The sequence below is a fragment of the Dactylosporangium sp. NPDC005555 genome (assembly GCF_040605635.1).
Lineage (GTDB): Bacteria > Actinomycetota > Actinomycetes > Mycobacteriales > Micromonosporaceae > Dactylosporangium.
On the sequence record NZ_JBEXDG010000001.1, the window covers coordinates 62,301 to 77,413 of the forward strand.

At 71.1% G+C, this 15,113-nt stretch carries 15 protein-coding genes and 1 pseudogene; 9 read left to right on the top strand and 7 right to left on the bottom strand.

The features are described 5' to 3' along the window. Positions 1-2: 2 nt before the first annotated feature. The 5 genes from ABZS58_RS00345 to ABZS58_RS00365 form a co-directional block, all read right to left on the bottom strand. Complete coding sequence (locus tag ABZS58_RS00345; RefSeq protein ID WP_354776005.1) at positions 3-314, bottom strand: MoaD/ThiS family protein; 312 nt, start codon at positions 312-314, stop codon at positions 3-5. Positions 315-392: 78 nt separating this feature from the next. Then, the gene (locus tag ABZS58_RS00350) at positions 393-884 is read right to left on the bottom strand and encodes a M67 family metallopeptidase (protein WP_354776007.1); all 492 of its coding nucleotides are present in this window, start codon (positions 882-884) and stop codon (positions 393-395) included. A gap of 47 nt (positions 885-931) precedes the next feature. Beyond that, positions 932-1,432, bottom strand: coding sequence for a DUF2017 domain-containing protein (locus ABZS58_RS00355; RefSeq protein ID WP_354776009.1), 501 nt, complete (start codon positions 1,430-1,432; stop codon positions 932-934). Further along, positions 1,429-1,725, bottom strand: a complete 297-nt coding sequence (clpS, locus tag ABZS58_RS00360) for an ATP-dependent Clp protease adapter ClpS (protein ID WP_354776011.1) — start codon at positions 1,723-1,725, stop codon at positions 1,429-1,431. The genes ABZS58_RS00355 and clpS overlap by 4 nt, the downstream gene beginning before the upstream one ends. A 15-nt stretch (positions 1,726-1,740) precedes the next feature. Beyond that, positions 1,741-3,234 (bottom strand): dynamin family protein, encoded by a 1,494-nt coding sequence (locus ABZS58_RS00365; RefSeq protein WP_354776013.1) that lies wholly within the window; start codon positions 3,232-3,234, stop codon positions 1,741-1,743. A 160-nt stretch (positions 3,235-3,394) separates the two neighbouring features. Here ABZS58_RS00365 and ABZS58_RS00370 point away from each other — a divergent pair, with 160 nt between their 5' ends. The 6 genes and pseudogenes from ABZS58_RS00370 to ABZS58_RS00395 all read left to right on the top strand — a co-directional run bounded on the left by ABZS58_RS00370 (position 3,395) and on the right by ABZS58_RS00395 (position 9,875). Then, positions 3,395-6,019, top strand: coding sequence for a LuxR C-terminal-related transcriptional regulator (locus ABZS58_RS00370; RefSeq protein ID WP_354776015.1), 2,625 nt, complete (start codon positions 3,395-3,397; stop codon positions 6,017-6,019). Positions 6,020-6,033: 14 nt separating this feature from the next. After that, positions 6,034-7,320 (top strand): nicotinate phosphoribosyltransferase, encoded by a 1,287-nt coding sequence (locus tag ABZS58_RS00375; RefSeq protein WP_354776016.1) that lies wholly within the window; start codon positions 6,034-6,036, stop codon positions 7,318-7,320. A gap of 40 nt (positions 7,321-7,360) precedes the next feature. Then, the gene (locus tag ABZS58_RS00380; RefSeq protein WP_354776018.1) at positions 7,361-7,933 is read left to right on the top strand and encodes an isochorismatase family protein; all 573 of its coding nucleotides are present in this window, start codon (positions 7,361-7,363) and stop codon (positions 7,931-7,933) included. Between the two features lie 213 nt (positions 7,934-8,146). Continuing rightward, complete coding sequence (locus tag ABZS58_RS00385) at positions 8,147-8,524, top strand: STAS domain-containing protein (protein WP_344501537.1); 378 nt, start codon at positions 8,147-8,149, stop codon at positions 8,522-8,524. A gap of 618 nt (positions 8,525-9,142) precedes the next feature. Then, positions 9,143-9,401, top strand: a pseudogene (locus tag ABZS58_RS00390) (transposase); the annotation flags it as partial. 261 nt (positions 9,402-9,662) lie between these two features. Beyond that, complete coding sequence (locus ABZS58_RS00395; protein WP_354776773.1) at positions 9,663-9,875, top strand: hypothetical protein; 213 nt, start codon at positions 9,663-9,665, stop codon at positions 9,873-9,875. Between the two features lie 238 nt (positions 9,876-10,113). Here ABZS58_RS00395 and ctaD read toward each other — a convergent pair whose 3' ends face one another. Continuing rightward, a complete protein-coding gene (gene ctaD, locus ABZS58_RS00400) occupies positions 10,114-11,850 on the bottom strand; it encodes a cytochrome c oxidase subunit I (protein ID WP_354776020.1) in 1,737 nt (578 codons plus the stop codon). A 151-nt stretch (positions 11,851-12,001) separates the two neighbouring features. After that, positions 12,002-12,307: a hypothetical protein gene (locus ABZS58_RS00405; protein WP_354776022.1), complete on the bottom strand. Its 306-nt coding sequence runs from the start codon at positions 12,305-12,307 to the stop codon at positions 12,002-12,004. A gap of 239 nt (positions 12,308-12,546) precedes the next feature. On the opposite strand from ABZS58_RS00405, the gene ABZS58_RS00410 reads away from it, so the two are divergent. The 3 genes from ABZS58_RS00410 to ABZS58_RS00420 are packed head-to-tail and all read left to right on the top strand — an operon-like array spanning position 12,547 to position 14,976. Further along, positions 12,547-13,551 carry a LacI family DNA-binding transcriptional regulator gene (locus tag ABZS58_RS00410; RefSeq protein ID WP_354776024.1) on the top strand — a complete coding sequence of 335 codons (1,005 nt, stop codon included), beginning with the start codon at positions 12,547-12,549 and terminating at the stop codon, positions 13,549-13,551. A gap of 43 nt (positions 13,552-13,594) precedes the next feature. Further along, positions 13,595-14,182 carry a transcriptional regulator gene (locus ABZS58_RS00415; protein WP_354776026.1) on the top strand — a complete coding sequence of 196 codons (588 nt, stop codon included), beginning with the start codon at positions 13,595-13,597 and terminating at the stop codon, positions 14,180-14,182. Between the two features lie 47 nt (positions 14,183-14,229). Then, positions 14,230-14,976 carry a hypothetical protein gene (locus ABZS58_RS00420; RefSeq protein ID WP_354776028.1) on the top strand — a complete coding sequence of 249 codons (747 nt, stop codon included), beginning with the start codon at positions 14,230-14,232 and terminating at the stop codon, positions 14,974-14,976. The last annotated feature ends 137 nt before the right edge of the window (positions 14,977-15,113 follow it).

Consider the following 15,113-nt stretch of genomic DNA (forward strand, 5'->3'; position numbering starts at 1 on the left):
GATCAGCCCCGCAGGGCGTGGGCGGCCGCGAACGCGAACGCGCCACCCGCGACGGCGGGCAGGATCGTCACCGAGTCGCCGTCGTTGAGCTTCGCGTCCAGGGCGCCCAGGAAGCGGACGTCCTCGTCGTTGATGTAGACGTTGACGAAGCGGTGCAGGGCGCCCTCCGGGGTCAGCAGGCGGGCCTTGATGCCCGAGTGCCGGGTGTCCAGGTCGGCGAGCAGGTCGGCGATGGTGTCGCCGGCGCCCTCGACGGTCTTGGCACCGCCGGTGTAGCTGCGCAGGATGGTCGGGATGCGAACCTCGATAGCCATGATCATTTCCTCTTGTGTACGAGCGTGCGAACAGGACGACTGGACTCGACTGGATGCGGTGCCGACGGCAGATGGCGGTCAGCTGCCTGCGCGACACTCGTAGTCGACGGTCGTCGGGCTCTGCCCGAAGAGATATGACTGGACGGCGTGTGAGTCCACGACTGCATTAACTACCTGAACCGGCTCTTCGGTGACGGCTCCGTCCACGATGCGGAACGACCTGATCTCGGTCTGCTCCGGGTCGCGGGTCGAAACCAGCAGATAGTGCGCATTCGGCTCACCCGCGAAGGACACGTCCGTCCGCGACGGATAGGCCTCGGTGGCGGTGTGCGAGTGGTAGACGACCACCGGCTCCTCGTCCGCGTCGTCCATCTCGCGCCACAGCCGCAGCTGCTCCTTCGAGTCGAACTCGTAGAACGTCATCGAGCGGGCGGCATTCTCCATCGGCACGTGCCTGGCCGGCGTGTCCGAGCCGAGCGGACCCGCGACGATCCCGCACGCCTCGTCGGGATGGTCCCGGCGGGCGTGCGCAACGATCGCGTCGAGGATCGCGGCGTCGATGGTCAGCACGTCCGACAGCCTACCGAAACCCGAGCGCCGATCGCTCGTGACCGACCTCACCCCATGAGGGCACCCACCAGACTTTCCTGGAGATAGGTCAGGTACTGGTACACCGACAGCTGCCCGACCCTGGCCGACGTGGGGTCCTTCAGGATCGCCTCGTCGAGCTCCTCCTCGATGTCGACGTCGTCGTCGTCGATGCCGAGCCGGGAGCCCAGGGTCAGGCGGACGTCGGTCAGGGCGCGCAGCCACGCCTCGGCCTGCTCCTCGTCGAGGGCCACCTCGCCGCCCTCCACGGGCAGCACGTCCAGCAGCAGCGCGGCCTGCTCCAGCTTCGCCGAGCGGAGGTCGTCCTCCAGGTATCGCCGCAGCTCCTCGGAGGCGCCGGCGTCGTCGCGGTACATGTCGGGGAAGAGCCGCACGATCACCGGATCGGTGCGGTCGAAGCCCTCCGACAGCAGCGTGATGACCTCGAGCATGACCTCGTTGAGCACCGCGGCCTCGGCCGGGCCGAAGCGCGCGACGCACACGGTCCCGCTGCGGACGAACATCGTCATGACTTGTCCACCGTCGCCCACAGCCCGTAGGCCTGCAGCCGGGAGGCGTCGTGCTCCATCTTCTCGCGGGGACCGCTCGACACGATCGCCTTGCCCTTGTGGTGCACGTCGAGCATCAGGCGCTCAGCCTTCTCCTTGCTGAATCCGAACAGTTTCTGCAGGACCCAGGTCACGTAGCTCATGAGATTGACCGGATCGTTCCAGACCACGGTCACCCACGGACGGTCGGTCTCGGGCACCTCATCAGCCTCGAGACGGGTCTCTTCGATCGGTACGACCTGCGGCGCCGCCATACCAACATGGTGCCATCAAGCGAGCAGCACGCCATGGTCGACCGCGTCCCCACCGATGATTGTCAGCGCCTGGCGCAGTCCGGCGTAGCGCTCGCCCAGCTCGTGGCCCACCTCGACCTCGATCTCGCGCAGCGCGTGCTGCAGCCACCGGCGGCAGTCCTTCTTGTCGGCGGGCTTGGGCGGGCCGCCCGGGGCGACCTTCGGCTGCCACAGCGCGTAGCAGCTGGCGTTGAGGGCGATGCCCAGCGACGGAAGCACCTGGTCGGCGGGCTCAGCGCCACCGACGGCGGAGAGGTTGTCCACGGCCGTCGCACCCGCCACCGTGGCCACCGCCGAGGTGGCGGTCAGCAGCAGCGCGTGGTCCCGGTCGCGGTCGTCGTCGCGCAGCGAGTCGACCGTCCGGCGGGCCGCGGCGGCGACCCTGGCCAGGACGACCGCGTCGGGCGCGGCGTCCAGCAGCTCGGCGAAGACGGCACCGATCACCTCGCGCGTGTCGGCGCACAGCTGGCGGGTGGTGCGCACGGACAGCGCGTGCAGCTCGCGGTCGAGCACGTGCGGCAGCTCCGGGCAGCCCTTGCCGGAGCCGAGCTCCTGCACGCACCGCACATGGATGGTCGCCAGGTCGATGGAGACCCGCTGCACGGCGGCGACCCGCCGGTTGGCGATCTCGCGCTCCAGGATCTCCTGCCACTCGTCGCCGGCGCCGGAGACGGTCGCGGCGGCGACCCCGGCCGGCGCGGGCCGGGCCTCGGCCCAGGTCTCCAGCTCGTGGCGCAGCTCGGCGACGCCGAAGACGGCCTCGGGGTCCAGCGACACCGGGAACCAGGGGGCGGCGGCGAGCCGCTGGCCGCGCGAGGCGAGCAGCGCCCGGTTGGCGACCAGCATCTCGGGCCAGGCGTCGTGCTGGTCGATGCGGGTCAGCACGAACGCGATCCGGTCGACCCGGTCCGCGGCGGCGGCGAGCAGGTCCAGGTCGGCGCGCGGCAGCGGGGCGGCGGCGTCGACGACGAACAGCAGCCCGAGGCCCCGCTCGGCGGCGTCGAGGATGATCTCGGCGTTGGCGGCGTCCAGGCCCCCGCTGCCGGGCGTGTCGACCAACGCGACGCGTTTGAGCAGGCTCGCGGGGTGGGTGATCTCGATGCGGCGGGCCGGCCGGCTCGGGCCGGGACGCGGGTCGCGCCGGGTGGGCACGAAGGCGCCGATGACGGTGCGGGGCTCCCGGTGGCCGGGGACGAACGCGCGGGTCTCGGGCTTCTCGCCGTGGCGGAAGACGAGCCAGGCGTCGCCGGCCGGGGCCGGCTCGGCGCGCCGGATCAGCGCGTTGAGCAGGGCCGTCTTGCCGCTGCGGGGCGAGCCGGCGATCACCGCGTAGCTGCGCGCCCCGGATGCGGAGCGGGGCTCCGGCTGCCGATGGCTCCTGCTGCCGCGGACCGGCATCGCGGACACTGGACCCCCGGGCGTCGTGACTGTCAGATCGATCAGCGGCGCCTGCATGATCCCAGACCCCATGTGCGACCTCCTTGTGCACGGCCGGGTAAGCATCGGAACGCTACGTGAACAGCCACTTACGGAGGCAGTACTCCTGCTACTCAACTGAGCTCGAAGCCACTACTCAAGTTCGCGCTTCCGCGGGTACGCGCAGTAATCGACCTATCGATATGCTGCGACGGTGCCCCCCTGGAGCTTTGTCGGTCGAAACGCTGAACTGGTCCGTCTCGCCGAGGCAGCCACCGGCTCAACCGGTCGCGGCCTCATTCTCGGCGGCCCGCCAGGCATCGGCAAGAGCCGATTGCTGAGAGAGGGTGTCAACGCCCTTGACCAGGACCGGCTCGCGGTCTGGACGGCGACGGCGAACGCCGCCACGGCGGGTCTCCCGCTCGGCGGCCTGGCCCAGGTGCTGCCGCCGGACCAGCCCTCGGGCGGCTCGCCGGCGGGCCTGCTGCGGTGGGCCGTCGACGCGCTGCACCGGCAGGCGGCCGGCCGGCCGATCGTCGTGGCCATCGACGACGCGCACCTGCTCGACCCGCTGTCGGCCGCGCTCGTGTACTACGTCGCCCGGTCCGAGAACGCGACGGTGATCGGCACGGTGCGCACCGGCGAGCCGGTCCACGACCCGATCAGCGCGCTGTGGAAGGACGACCTGGTCGAGCGGATCGAGCTGACCCCGCTGACCCTGCAGGAGACCTCCGACCTGCTCCAGCAGGTGCTCGGCGGCCCCGTCGACTCGGCCTCCGTCGACCGGCTCCAGCAGCTGTCGCAGGGCAACGCGCTGCTGCTGCGCGAGCTGGTCATCGCCGCGCACGCCAGTGGCGAGATCATCGAGAGCTACGGCATGCAGCGCTGGACGGGCAAGGTCGACCTCGCCCCGACGCTGACCGAGGTCGTCGACGCCCGCATCGGCAAGCTCACCCCGCAGGAGCGGGCGGTGCTGGAGCTGGTCGCGTTCGGCGAGCCGATCGGCCTGCCGCTGCTGGTCAGCGCCACCGACCTCAACACGGTGGAGACCGCCGAGGAGCGGCAGCTGATCCGCGTCGTCGTGGAGGACCGCCGCACCACGGTCCGCCTGGCGCATCCCCTGTACGGCGAGGTCGTGCGCCGCCGCTGCCCGGTCACCCGGGTCCGCCGGCTGCTCGCCGACCTGGCCACGCTCGTGGAGAGCAGCGGTGCCCGGCGCCGCGACGACCTGCTCCGCGTCGCGGTGTGGCGGCTGGACAGCGACACCGCCCGCGACCCGCAGCAGCTGCTGATGGCGTGCCGGCTCGCGTTCGCCACCTATGACATGGCCCTGGCGATGCGGCTGGGCAGGGCCGCGCTCGCCGCCGGCGGCGGGTTCGACGCCGCGGAGACCCTCGCCACGATCCTCATGTTCGTCAACATGCCCGAGGACGCCGTGGCCATCCTCGACGCCAACGAGGACCAGACCGTCGAGGAGTCCCAGCGCAGCCGGTGGCTGGCGATCCGGCACATCACCGCCCAGTGGGGCCTCGGCGACCCGGACACCGTCGACGACATCGACCGCCAGGCGTATCAGCTCAACGACCTGCGGGAACGTTCCCTGGTGCTGGCCGTGGAGTCGACGATGCGGCTGCACCGCGGCAACTACGCCCAGGCGCTCACCCTCGCCCGTCAGGTCCTCGACAGCGCCGCCAGCGCCCCCGGGCCGCGGGCACTCGCCCGCAGCAACATGGCGCAGCTGCAGGCGATGCGCGGCACACCTGTGCAGACCGTCAAGGCGTTGACCGCGGTCGACGCCGAGTCGGCGCAGTGGCGGGTCGAGCTGCCCTACTTCCAGCTCGGCATCGAGCTCGCCCGCGGCACCGCGATGATCCTCGCCGCCGACCTCGACGCCGTCGACGCGATCGTCGCCGCCGAGTTCGCCGGCATGGCCGACGCCGGCAACTTCAACATGGGCTCCGGCTATCTGCAGATCGTCCGCGCGCAGGCGGCCCGCCTCCGCGGCCGGCTGACCGAGGCGGCCCGCGCCGCGGCGCAGGCCTGCGCCGCCCTGGCCACCGGCAAGGTCTTCGTCGCGCTCGCCCATGCCGAGCGGGCCCACATCGCGGCCCTCACCGGGGACGCGGCCGGCGCGACCGAGGCGTTCGCCATCGCCGAGCACTCGCACTACCGCTCCATGGAGGTGCTGTACCCGTGGCTGGAGGAGGCCCGGGCGTGGGTGGCGGTCGCCTCCGGTGACCTGCCGACCGCGGCGGAGGTGCTGCGCCTGCTCGCGGCCCGCACCCGCAGCGACGGTTTCGCCGCGCACGAGTTGTTCGCGTTGTACCACCTGGGCCGGCTGGGCTTCGCGGGCGAGGTCTGCGACCGGCTCGACGCGCTGTCGCACACCGTCGAGGGCCGGACCGCCCCGGCGATGGCCTGGCACATCCGCGCGATCGCCGGTGAGGACGGCGGCAGCCTGCTCGCGGTCGCCGAGGAGCTCGCCGACCAGGAGCTCAACCTGTACGCCGCGGAGGCGGCCGCCGGTGCCGTCACCCTGCTGCGCGGCATCCGGTCGCCGCAGACGCCGCGGGCCGCGCAGCGCCTCGCCGAGCTGCGGATCCTCTGCCCTACGGCGGCGACGCCGGCGCTGGTCGTCCCACAGCCGATGCTGACAGGGCGGGAGCGGCAGATCGCCCGTCTCGCCGCCGCGGGGGTCCCCTCGAAGGAGATCGCCGATCAGCTGTACCTGTCCTCCCGTACCGTCGACAACCACCTCATGCGGGTCTACGCGAAGCTCGGTGTGACGGGAAGAGCAGAACTGGCCGCGGCCCTGCGCTCGCTGCCTCCGGAGGAGTGAATAGTCTTGACGGCGTGACCTCTAGCGCGCTGCTGACCGACCATTACGAGCTGACGATGCTGTCGGCGGCGCTGCGCGACGGGTCCGCGTCGCGCCACTGCGTCTTCGAGGTGTTCGCGCGCCGCCTGCCGACGGGGCGGCGCTACGGCGTCGTGGCCGGCACGGGGCGGCTGGTCGACCATCTGGCCTCCTTCCGGTTCACTTCGGAGGACGTCGCTTTCCTGGTCGACCGCGGGATCGTCGCCTCTTCGACGGGCGAGTGGCTTTCGGCGTACCGCTTCAGCGGCGACATCGACGGCTACGCCGAGGGTGAGCTGTTCTTTCCCGGCTCGCCGATCCTCACGGTCAGCGGCACGTTCGCCGAGTGCGTGGTCCTGGAGACGCTGATCCTGTCGATCCTCAACCATGACAGCGCGATCGCCGCCGGGGCCGCCCGGATGGTCACCGCCGCCCGCGGCCGCTCCGTGATCGAGATGGGCTCCCGCCGCACCCATGAGGAGGCGGCCGTCGCCGCGGCCCGCGCCGCCTACCTGGCGGGCTTCGCCTACACCTCCAACCTGGAGGCGGGCCGGCGCTACGGCATCCCGACGACCGGCACCGCCGCGCACGCCTTCACCCTGCTGCACGACACCGAGCAGGCCGCGTTCGCGTCGCAGGTCGCCACCCTCGGCAAGCAGACGACGCTGCTGGTCGACACGTATGACATCGCCCAGGGCATCCGCAACGCGATCGAGGTCGCCGGCCCGGACCTGCGCGCCGTGCGCATCGACTCCGGCGACCTGTCCGTCCTCGCCGCGCACTCTCGCGCCCTGCTGGACTCCCTCGGCGCGACCGAGACGCAGATCATCGTCTCCGGCGACCTCGACGAGTATGCGATCGCCGCCCTTGCCGCCGAGCCCGTCGACGCGTACGGCGCGGGCACCGCCGTCGTGGTCGGCTCCGGCGCCCCGACCGCCGGCCTGGTGTACAAGCTGGTCGAGGTCGACGGCCGCCCCGTGGTCAAGCGCTCCGAGAACAAGGGCACCGTCGGCGGCCGCAAGACCGCCGTCCGCCGGCACAAGCCGACCGGCACCGCGACCGAGGAGGTCGTGGTGTCCATGGGCAGCCCCGTGGCGGAGCCCAACGACCGGCCCCTGCAGCGGGCCTTCGTGCGCGACGGCGCGATCGTGCCCGACCTGCCCGACCTCGCCGCCTCCCGCGAGCACCTGCGCCAGTGCCTCATCTCGATCCCCTGGGAGGGGCTGAAGCTGTCCGCCGGCGACCCGGCGGTGCCCGTCCAGATGCTCGGTGGCTCCGCATGACCCGCGCTTCGATCCGCGTCCAGACGCTTGGGGGATCCGCATGACCCGCGCTTTGATCATCGTTGACGTGCAGAACGACTTCTGCGAGGGCGGCTCCCTCGCCGTCGGCGGCGGCGCGGGTGTCGCGGCCGCGATCTCCGCCGCGGTGACCGCCGGCTCCTGGGACCACGTGGTGGCCACCCAGGACCACCACATCAACCCCGCCGGGCACTTCGGCGACCCGCCGGACTACGTCACCACGTGGCCCGTGCACTGCGTGGTCGGCACCGGCGGCGTCGACCTCCACCCGTTACTGGACGTGTCGCGTGTCGAGGCGGTGTTCACCAAAGGTGAATACACGGCGGCCTACTCCGGCTTCCAGGGAAGCTCGTCCGGCGTCGATCTGGCCACCTGGCTCCGGGACCGTTCGGTGACTTCGGTCGACGTCGTGGGCATCGCCACCGACCACTGCGTCCGAGCGACCGCGATCGATGCCGCGCGGGCCGGATTTGTTACATCCGTGCTGCTGAACCTCACCGCGGGCGTCGCCCGCCCCACCGTGGACTCCGCCCTTGCTGAGCTGCGCGCGGCCGGGGTCACCCTCGTAGGTGAACCGGTCGTATCGTCAACCTGACCATCCGGTGGATGGCACGTAACTGGACTTGCCGTGTAACAACCGACGTGTACCGTCATCCCGGCAAGCGGTTCCGCACCCGATGTGAGGACTTCTCACGTCACAACGTAAGGACCACCTACACGGAGCGTGGCGAAACGGGAAAGACTTCGCTACGCTTGCGGGACCTCGAAGGGTCGTCCATGGTGGACGACTCAGCACCAGGAGGGTCACGTGAAGTTGTCGATCGAAACCCGCCCCTCGGATCAGCGGGAAGCCCTGCTGACCTTGAGCGGCGAAATCGACTATGAGACCGCTCAGGAGCTTCGCACAGCGGTGAGTTCAGTGCTCGACGGCAACATCGACACGCTCGTCATCGACCTCGCCGGCGTCACGTTCCTCGACTCCACCGGCATCGGCACCCTCGTGGTCGCCAAGCGCATCTGCCACAGCATGGGCGTCAAGCTGCACATCCGCCGCCCCAACCCGTTCATCGCGCGGCTGTTCGCGGTGGTCGGCGTCAGCGACATCCTCGGGGTCCCGATCCCGCCGGGCACAGTCTCCGGCCGGCTCCCCCAGCCCCGCGAGCGCGGCGTCACCCAGCCGGCCTGATGCCCCGGCCCGGCGACGACCCGGACCTTGGACCCCGTACGTCCAAGGTCCGCGCCTGACAGCGCCACTTGCTCCCCAGGACATCCGGAGGCCGATCGCGGCCGGGAGCGGCCCGCTGAGCGCTGCTGAGACCAACTTCCTGTGCGTCTCTTTGCGATCACCCGCAGTCACCCTCGGGGATCTGTCTCGCCCAGACTGTCCGCCGCACGGAAGGTCGGAGGACTACGCCGACCCTCCCGCACCATTCGCCCAAAAGGATGAATCCGACAACTCCGTCCCCAGCAACGGCCGAGTTGCCGCTCCCTACCGCGGGCGGAGCCCCGGCGGCCCGACTGTCCCGGCGCAGCACCCGCGACGGTCCGCCCCGTCGGACACCCTGCTCACCCGTTCGTGGGAACCACCCTGTTCCGGACCGGACGCACCGGACCGGCAGCCCGTGTCGGAAGCACCGGGGGGCGCAGCTTCAGCGGGTTCTTGATGATCCGGAAGACTTTGTGCTGCTATATAACGACACAAAGTCTTCCGGATCATGGGGAAGTGTCCAGCGTCGATGGCTGGACCGGGAAGTACCACGGTTCAGGCGGTGATCTTCGGCCCGGCGGGCTCGACCACATGACGATGGTGAAGACGTTCGCCGAGGCGCTCATGTCGGCGGAGGCTGACGCATTGTGCGGTGCCGGCTACGGCGAACGCGGCGACGACCGCGTCAATCAGCGCAACGACTACCGGCGCCGGGACGGGGACGCCCGCGCCGGGACTGGGACGCCTGCGCCGGCACGGTGGAGCTGGCGATCCCGACGCTGCTGCAGGGCAGGCACGGCATCGCCGCCGCGACGGACAGGCCCTGGTGTCGGTGGTGGCGACGGCGTATCTGCTGGGGGGTGTCGACCCGCGCGGCGGGAGGTGCCGGATGCGACAGACAGCCCGGAAAAAAGCAGCAGCCCCGCTCCGGCCGGGCAGCCCCAGCCGGGCGGAAACCGCGCGAGCCAGCCAGGGCACGACGCGAGCACGCCAGGGCACGACGGGAAGTACGGCAAACCGCACGGCGCGGTGGGAGGTGCGGCAACTCGCGTGACGGGAGGTGCGGCGACCAGCGCGGCGCGGCGGGACCTGGTGGGTGCGGCGGACCGGGGGCGAGGTGCTGCTGGAGGTGGCGTCGCCGCGGATGCCGTGCCGTACGTTCGCGGGCCGGCTCGACGGGGAAGGGCTGGATCAGGCGGTTCACCGACCTGGCCGAGCCGGTGCCTGCCCGCGGGCGCTGGGACCGGGCGCTGGGACCGGGCGCTGGGACCGGGCACGATCCGCGCCTGCGATCCGATCGACGTCGTGCACTCCCCCGCGCACGGCCTGACAGTGCGGGGCCGCGGCGGTGAGGGGCGAGGAAGAAGCTGAGCGGCCCCGCGCACAACCCGACACCCGGCGGAAGGGGCGAGGGAAAAGCAGCGCGGCCCCGCGCGCGACCTGACAGTGCGGAGCGCGGCGGAAGGGGCGAGGAAAGCGGAGCGGCCCCGCCCCGTCGGCCTGGAGGATCAGGCTGATCGGGGGCGGGGCCGCTCTGGGTAGTGCGGGGAGGAACCGCGGGTGCGGGGTTAGCGCTGTTCCTCGTAGGTGGCGCCGCCGTCGGCCTCGTGGCTGAGAGGGCGGGCGCCGCCGGTGGGTGGGGCGTCGAGGGAGTGGCCAGGGGCGTGGGCTGGGAAGCGGGCGTCGAAGGCCGGGCGCTCCGAGCGGATGCGGGGCATCGAGTCGAAGTTGCGCAGCGGGGGTGGGCAGGAGGTGGCCCACTCCAGGGACATGCCGTGGCCCCAGGGGTCGTTGACCTCGACGACGCGGCCGGCCTTGTAGGACTTCCACACGTTCCAGATGAAGGGGAGGGTGGAGAGGCCGGTGATGAAGGAGCCGATGGTCGAGATGGTGTTGAGCGTGGTGAAGCCGTCGGACTCGAGGTAGTCGGCGTAGCGGCGGGGCATGCCCTGCGTGCCGAGCCAGTGCTGCACCAGGAAGGTGGTGTGGAAGCCGATCGTGGTGAGCCAGAAGTGGACCTTGCCGAGGCGGTCGTCGAGCATGCGGCCGGTCATCTTCGGGAACCAGAAGTAGATGCCCGAATAGACGGCGAAGACGATGGTGCCGAAGAGCACGTAGTGGAAGTGGGCGACCACGAAATACGTGTCGGACACGTGGAAGTCGATCGGGGGGCTCGCGAGCAGGACGCCGGAGAGGCCGCCGAAGAGGAAGGTCACCAGGAAGCCGATGGCGAAGAGCATCGGTGTCTCGAAGGTGATCTGGCCTCGCCACATGGTGCCGATCCAGTTGAAGAACTTCATGCCGGTCGGGACGGCGATGACGAAGCTCAGGAACGAGAAGAACGGCATGAGGACCTGGCCGGTCGCGAACATGTGGTGGGCCCACACGCTCATCGACAGGGCGCCGATCGCGATGGTGGCGCCGACGAGGCCCTTGTAGCCGAAGACGGGCTTGCGGCTGAAGACCGGGATGACCTCCGTGATGATGCCGAAGAACGGCAGCGCCACGATGTAGACCTCGGGGTGGCCGAAGAACCAGAACAGGTGCTGCCAGAGCATCGCGCCGCCGGTCTCCGCGTCATAGACGTGGGCGCCGAGGCGGCGGTCGGCCTCCAGGGCGAGCAGGGCGGCGGCCAGGATCGGGAAGACCATGATGACCAGGACGCTGGTGACCAGAATGTTCCACGTGAACATCGGCATGCGGAACATGGTCATGCCCGGCGCGCGCAGCGTCAGGATCGTGGTGATCATGTTGACGGCGCCGAGGATGGTGCCGAGGCCGGAGAGGACCAGGCCGACGATCCACAGGTCGGCGCCGACGCCGGGCGAGTGGATGATGCTGTTGAGCGGGGCATAGGCGAACCAGCCGAAGTCCGCGGCGCCGCCCGGCGTGATGAAGCCGATCAGGGTGATCGAGCCACCGAACGCGTAGAGCCAGTAGGCGAACGCGTTGAGCCGGGGGAACGAGACGTCGGGCGCGCCGATCTGCAGCGGCGTGATGTAGTTCGCGAAGGCGAACACGATCGGCGTCGCGAAGAACAGCAGCATGATCGTGCCGTGCATCGTGAACAGCTGGTTGTACTGCTCGGGGGACAGGAACTGCAGCCCCGGCCGGGCCAGCTCGGCGCGCATGAGCAGCGCCATGAACCCGCCGATCATGAAGAACACGAACGACGTGATGAGATACATCAGGCCGATCTGCTTGGCGTCCGTCGTGCGCAACAGCCGAGCGAACGCCGAGCCCTTGACCGGCTTGTGCACCGGCCAAGGCCTGGTGACGATCGGCTTTGGTGCAACGGTGGTCACGAAAGGCCTCCTGAGGCTGTTGAACCCGCTGGCGAGCCAGCTCCGCGAGGCGAGCGTGAGATCAACACGGACGCCCGCCGCGCGATCAACACATCACCTCGGAGGCAGGATAGTCTCCCGGTCCGACACAAAGTCGCAGGGGGCACAAGACCTAGCGGGTGACCGGTGTGGCACCGCCCGCCGCGCCGAGGTTGAACGTGATCGCGCCGGCGGCGATGGCCGCGAGCACCAGCAGGACGACCCCCCAGAAGATCAGCCGGTCCGCGGGCGTCGGCTCCTTCCAGGCACTGGCTATCCGAGCGGTGACGGGGGCCGGGGGCGAAGTGACGGAGTCGTCGTCCGGGACGGCGGCGACCGGGGTCCGGGCGGGCAGCGCGCGGAGCAGGATCAGGGTCGCGCCGGCCAGTACCAGCAGGACGCCCAGGACGGCAATGATGACGGCAATCCAGTCGCGCATCGCGGATCTCCCGACTGAAGGGGGTTGATGCCAGCAGGCTAGGAGATCGCCGCGCGGCGCACCAGAGGCCGCGGACCGGACCGGGTGGACCCCCGGCGTGAAAACCCGGTGAAATTTACAGTGGAAACCCCGGTGGTGAAACCTGACGGCAATCTCGTGTTGACAGTGCGGAAACCGTGTACGACGCTCGGCATGGAAGCGCTCCCAATATCGACGCCTTGCTATCCGAGGAGGTCGCGATGTCGATTACCGCCGCTGCCGAACACCCCACCCTCGCCCATGTCGCCGCGCTTGCCGGTGTTTCTTCCGCCACCGCCTCCCGCGTGCTCAACGGCTCCGCCCGAGTCAGCCCCACCGCACGTCAACAGGTCAGAGACGCCGTCGACCGGCTCGGCTACGTCCGGCAGCGCGCCGCCCGCGCCGTCGATCGTCGCCCCCGGTCGGTCGCCGCCGTCGTCTGCGAGCCCAACGCACGACTGTTCGCCGATCCGTTCTACTCCCGCGTCCTGGCCGGTGCCAGCGCGGCGTTCGCCGAACGGGACATGCCCATGCTGCTCGCCGCCGGGGAACGACCGGCGTCACTGCAGCGGTACCTCAGCAGCGGCCACATCGACGGGGTCCTGCTGATCTACTGCCGCAGCAGCCATCCCCTGGTCGTGACGCTGCCCGCCCTCGGCGTGCCGGTCACGCTCATCGGCCGGCCGCTGCAGACCAGCACGCTGCCCTACGTGGACGCCGACAACAAGGGCGGCGCCCGCCAGGCCGTCGAGCACCTCGCGCGTACGGGCCGCAAACGCATCGTCACGATCGCCGGCCCGCCGGACGTCTCCGCCGGCGTCGACCGGCTCGCCGGCTTCCGGGAGGGCCTCGAGCGGGCCGGCCTGGAGCCGGGACCGATCGCCTACGGGGACTTCACCCGCCCCGCCGGCGTGCACGCCATGACCCGGCTGCTCGACCACCGGCCGACCCTCGACGCGGTGTTCGCCGCGTCGGACCTGATGGCCGTCGGGGCGCTGCACGCGCTGCGGCAGGCCGGCCGGCGGGTCCCGGAGGACGTCGCGGTCATCGGCTTCGACGACCTGCCCCTCGCCGCCTTCACCCAGCCGCCCCTCACCACGATCAAGCAACCGGTCGAGGAGATCGGCGCGGCCGCCGCCCGGCAGCTCCTGGCACTGATGAACGGCGACAACCCGGAGCCGTCCCCGGTGCTGCCCACCACCCTCGTCCGGCGGCAGTCCGCGTGAAAACGATGCATCCAAACACCGCCTCCGCGACGAACAACTCAATATGCGACAACTCCTGGAGGCGGCCCGGTCGTTCGACACCGGCACGGTCGCGCGCACCGTCCGGGAGCTGATGGACGAGCACGGCGTGATGGAGATCTGGACGGCGGTGTGCGTCCCGGCGCTGCACCAGGTGACCGGTGACGTCGCCGTCGAGCACGCCCTGAGCCAGGGCGTCGCGCACGGTCTCGATCTCGTCAGCGCGCCGCGGCACGACGACATCAGGACCAACCACGTCCTGCTGGCGTGCGCGCCCCGGGAGGCGCACTCGCTGCCGCTGCGCGCCCTGTCCGCGGCCCTGTTCGAGCGGCGGATCGGCACGTTCCTGCTCGGCGCGGAGGTGCCGTGGAGCGCGCTGCGGGCCGCGGTGCACCGGACCGTGCCCGGCACCGCGATCGTCTGGTCGCAGCAGCCGGGCACGGCCGACCCGGCCACGCTGCTCGCCCTCGCGGGCCGGTTCCCGGGCACCCGGTTCGCCGCGGCCGGTCCGGGCTGGGGGTCCGCACCGGCCGGGCTGCCGCACCTGACATCGATCGAGGAGGCCGTCGCCGCGTGTGTACCAGTGGCCGCCGGTCGGTCTCCCGACGCCTGACGGCCCTGTGATGGCCCTGCCGCGACGAATTCGCTAGCGTGCCGGGCATGATCGAGCCGGGCCCGTCCGCGTACACCGGAAGGCGCAGGGCGGGCATCGGCGGCCAGCCACGCTTCGTGTTCGTCGCGGTGCTGGTCGTGGTGGCGCTCGTGGCGGTCGCGCTGCGGGTCATGGTGGGCGGCGCCGGCGAGCGGCCCGAGGCGCGGACGCCGGCCGACCGGCTGGGACCGGTCGCACCGACCGGGGCCGCCGGCACCGCGGGGCCGACGGCCGCCGCCGCGCGGTCCACGAGTGCCCGGCCCAGTCCCAGGACGTCGCCGAGTGTCACGGCACCGCCGTCCGCGTCCGCCGCTCCCCCGGCGTCAGGTTCAACCACGCCGCGGGCGTCGGCGAGCCCGACCGGTACCGACGCGAAAACCGTCGAAGCAGAAGCCGTCACAAACCGGCGGCCCGGTCAGATGACGGTGCGTGAGGTCTCCTCGGCGTCCGGCGGGCGGGCCGTCACCGGCGTCGGCAACAACCGGGTCCTGGAGTTCACCGGGGTCACCGCGCAACGCTCCGGCGAGGCCACCGTCACCGTCGCCTATCTGTCCACCGAGGACCGCTCGTGCTGGCTGCGGGCCGGCCGCGGCAACTGGCAGCAGGTCAGGTTCCCCGCCAGCGGCGGGTGGGACCGGGTCGCGACCGTCACGCTGACCGTGCGCCTCGAAGCGGGCCAGAACACGATCGAGGCCGGGAACACCACCGGCAGATGGTGCCCCGACCTCGATCGCATCACCGTTGCCCCCCGCTGACCACCCCAGCCGCGGCAAGATGATGTGGAACGTTTGGCGTTGCTCCCCGCTGAGCACCCCAGCTGCAGCAACATGTCGTGAAACGTTTGGCGTGACCGTGCGCCGGGTGGACCATCCAGGGAGGCTTCCGGTTTTTT

What these genes read in the sequence shown, in the direction of transcription:
- ABZS58_RS00415 (WP_354776026.1), top strand. Translation starts at nt 13,595, where the DNA reads ATGCGACAACTCCTGGAGGCGGCCCGGTCGTTCGACACCGGCACGGTC.
- ABZS58_RS00355 (WP_354776009.1), bottom strand. Translation starts at nt 1,432, where the DNA reads ATGACGATGTTCGTCCGCAGCGGGACCGTGTGCGTCGCGCGCTTCGGC.
- ABZS58_RS00365 (WP_354776013.1), bottom strand. Translation starts at nt 3,234, where the DNA reads ATGGGGTCTGGGATCATGCAGGCGCCGCTGATCGATCTGACAGTCACG.
- ABZS58_RS00380 (WP_354776018.1), top strand. Translation starts at nt 7,361, where the DNA reads ATGACCCGCGCTTTGATCATCGTTGACGTGCAGAACGACTTCTGCGAG.
- ABZS58_RS00410 (WP_354776024.1), top strand. Translation starts at nt 12,547, where the DNA reads ATGTCGATTACCGCCGCTGCCGAACACCCCACCCTCGCCCATGTCGCC.
- clpS (WP_354776011.1), bottom strand. Translation starts at nt 1,725, where the DNA reads ATGGCGGCGCCGCAGGTCGTACCGATCGAAGAGACCCGTCTCGAGGCT.
- ABZS58_RS00345 (WP_354776005.1), bottom strand. Translation starts at nt 314, where the DNA reads ATGGCTATCGAGGTTCGCATCCCGACCATCCTGCGCAGCTACACCGGC.
- ABZS58_RS00420 (WP_354776028.1), top strand. Translation starts at nt 14,230, where the DNA reads ATGATCGAGCCGGGCCCGTCCGCGTACACCGGAAGGCGCAGGGCGGGC.
- ABZS58_RS00405 (WP_354776022.1), bottom strand. Translation starts at nt 12,307, where the DNA reads ATGCGCGACTGGATTGCCGTCATCATTGCCGTCCTGGGCGTCCTGCTG.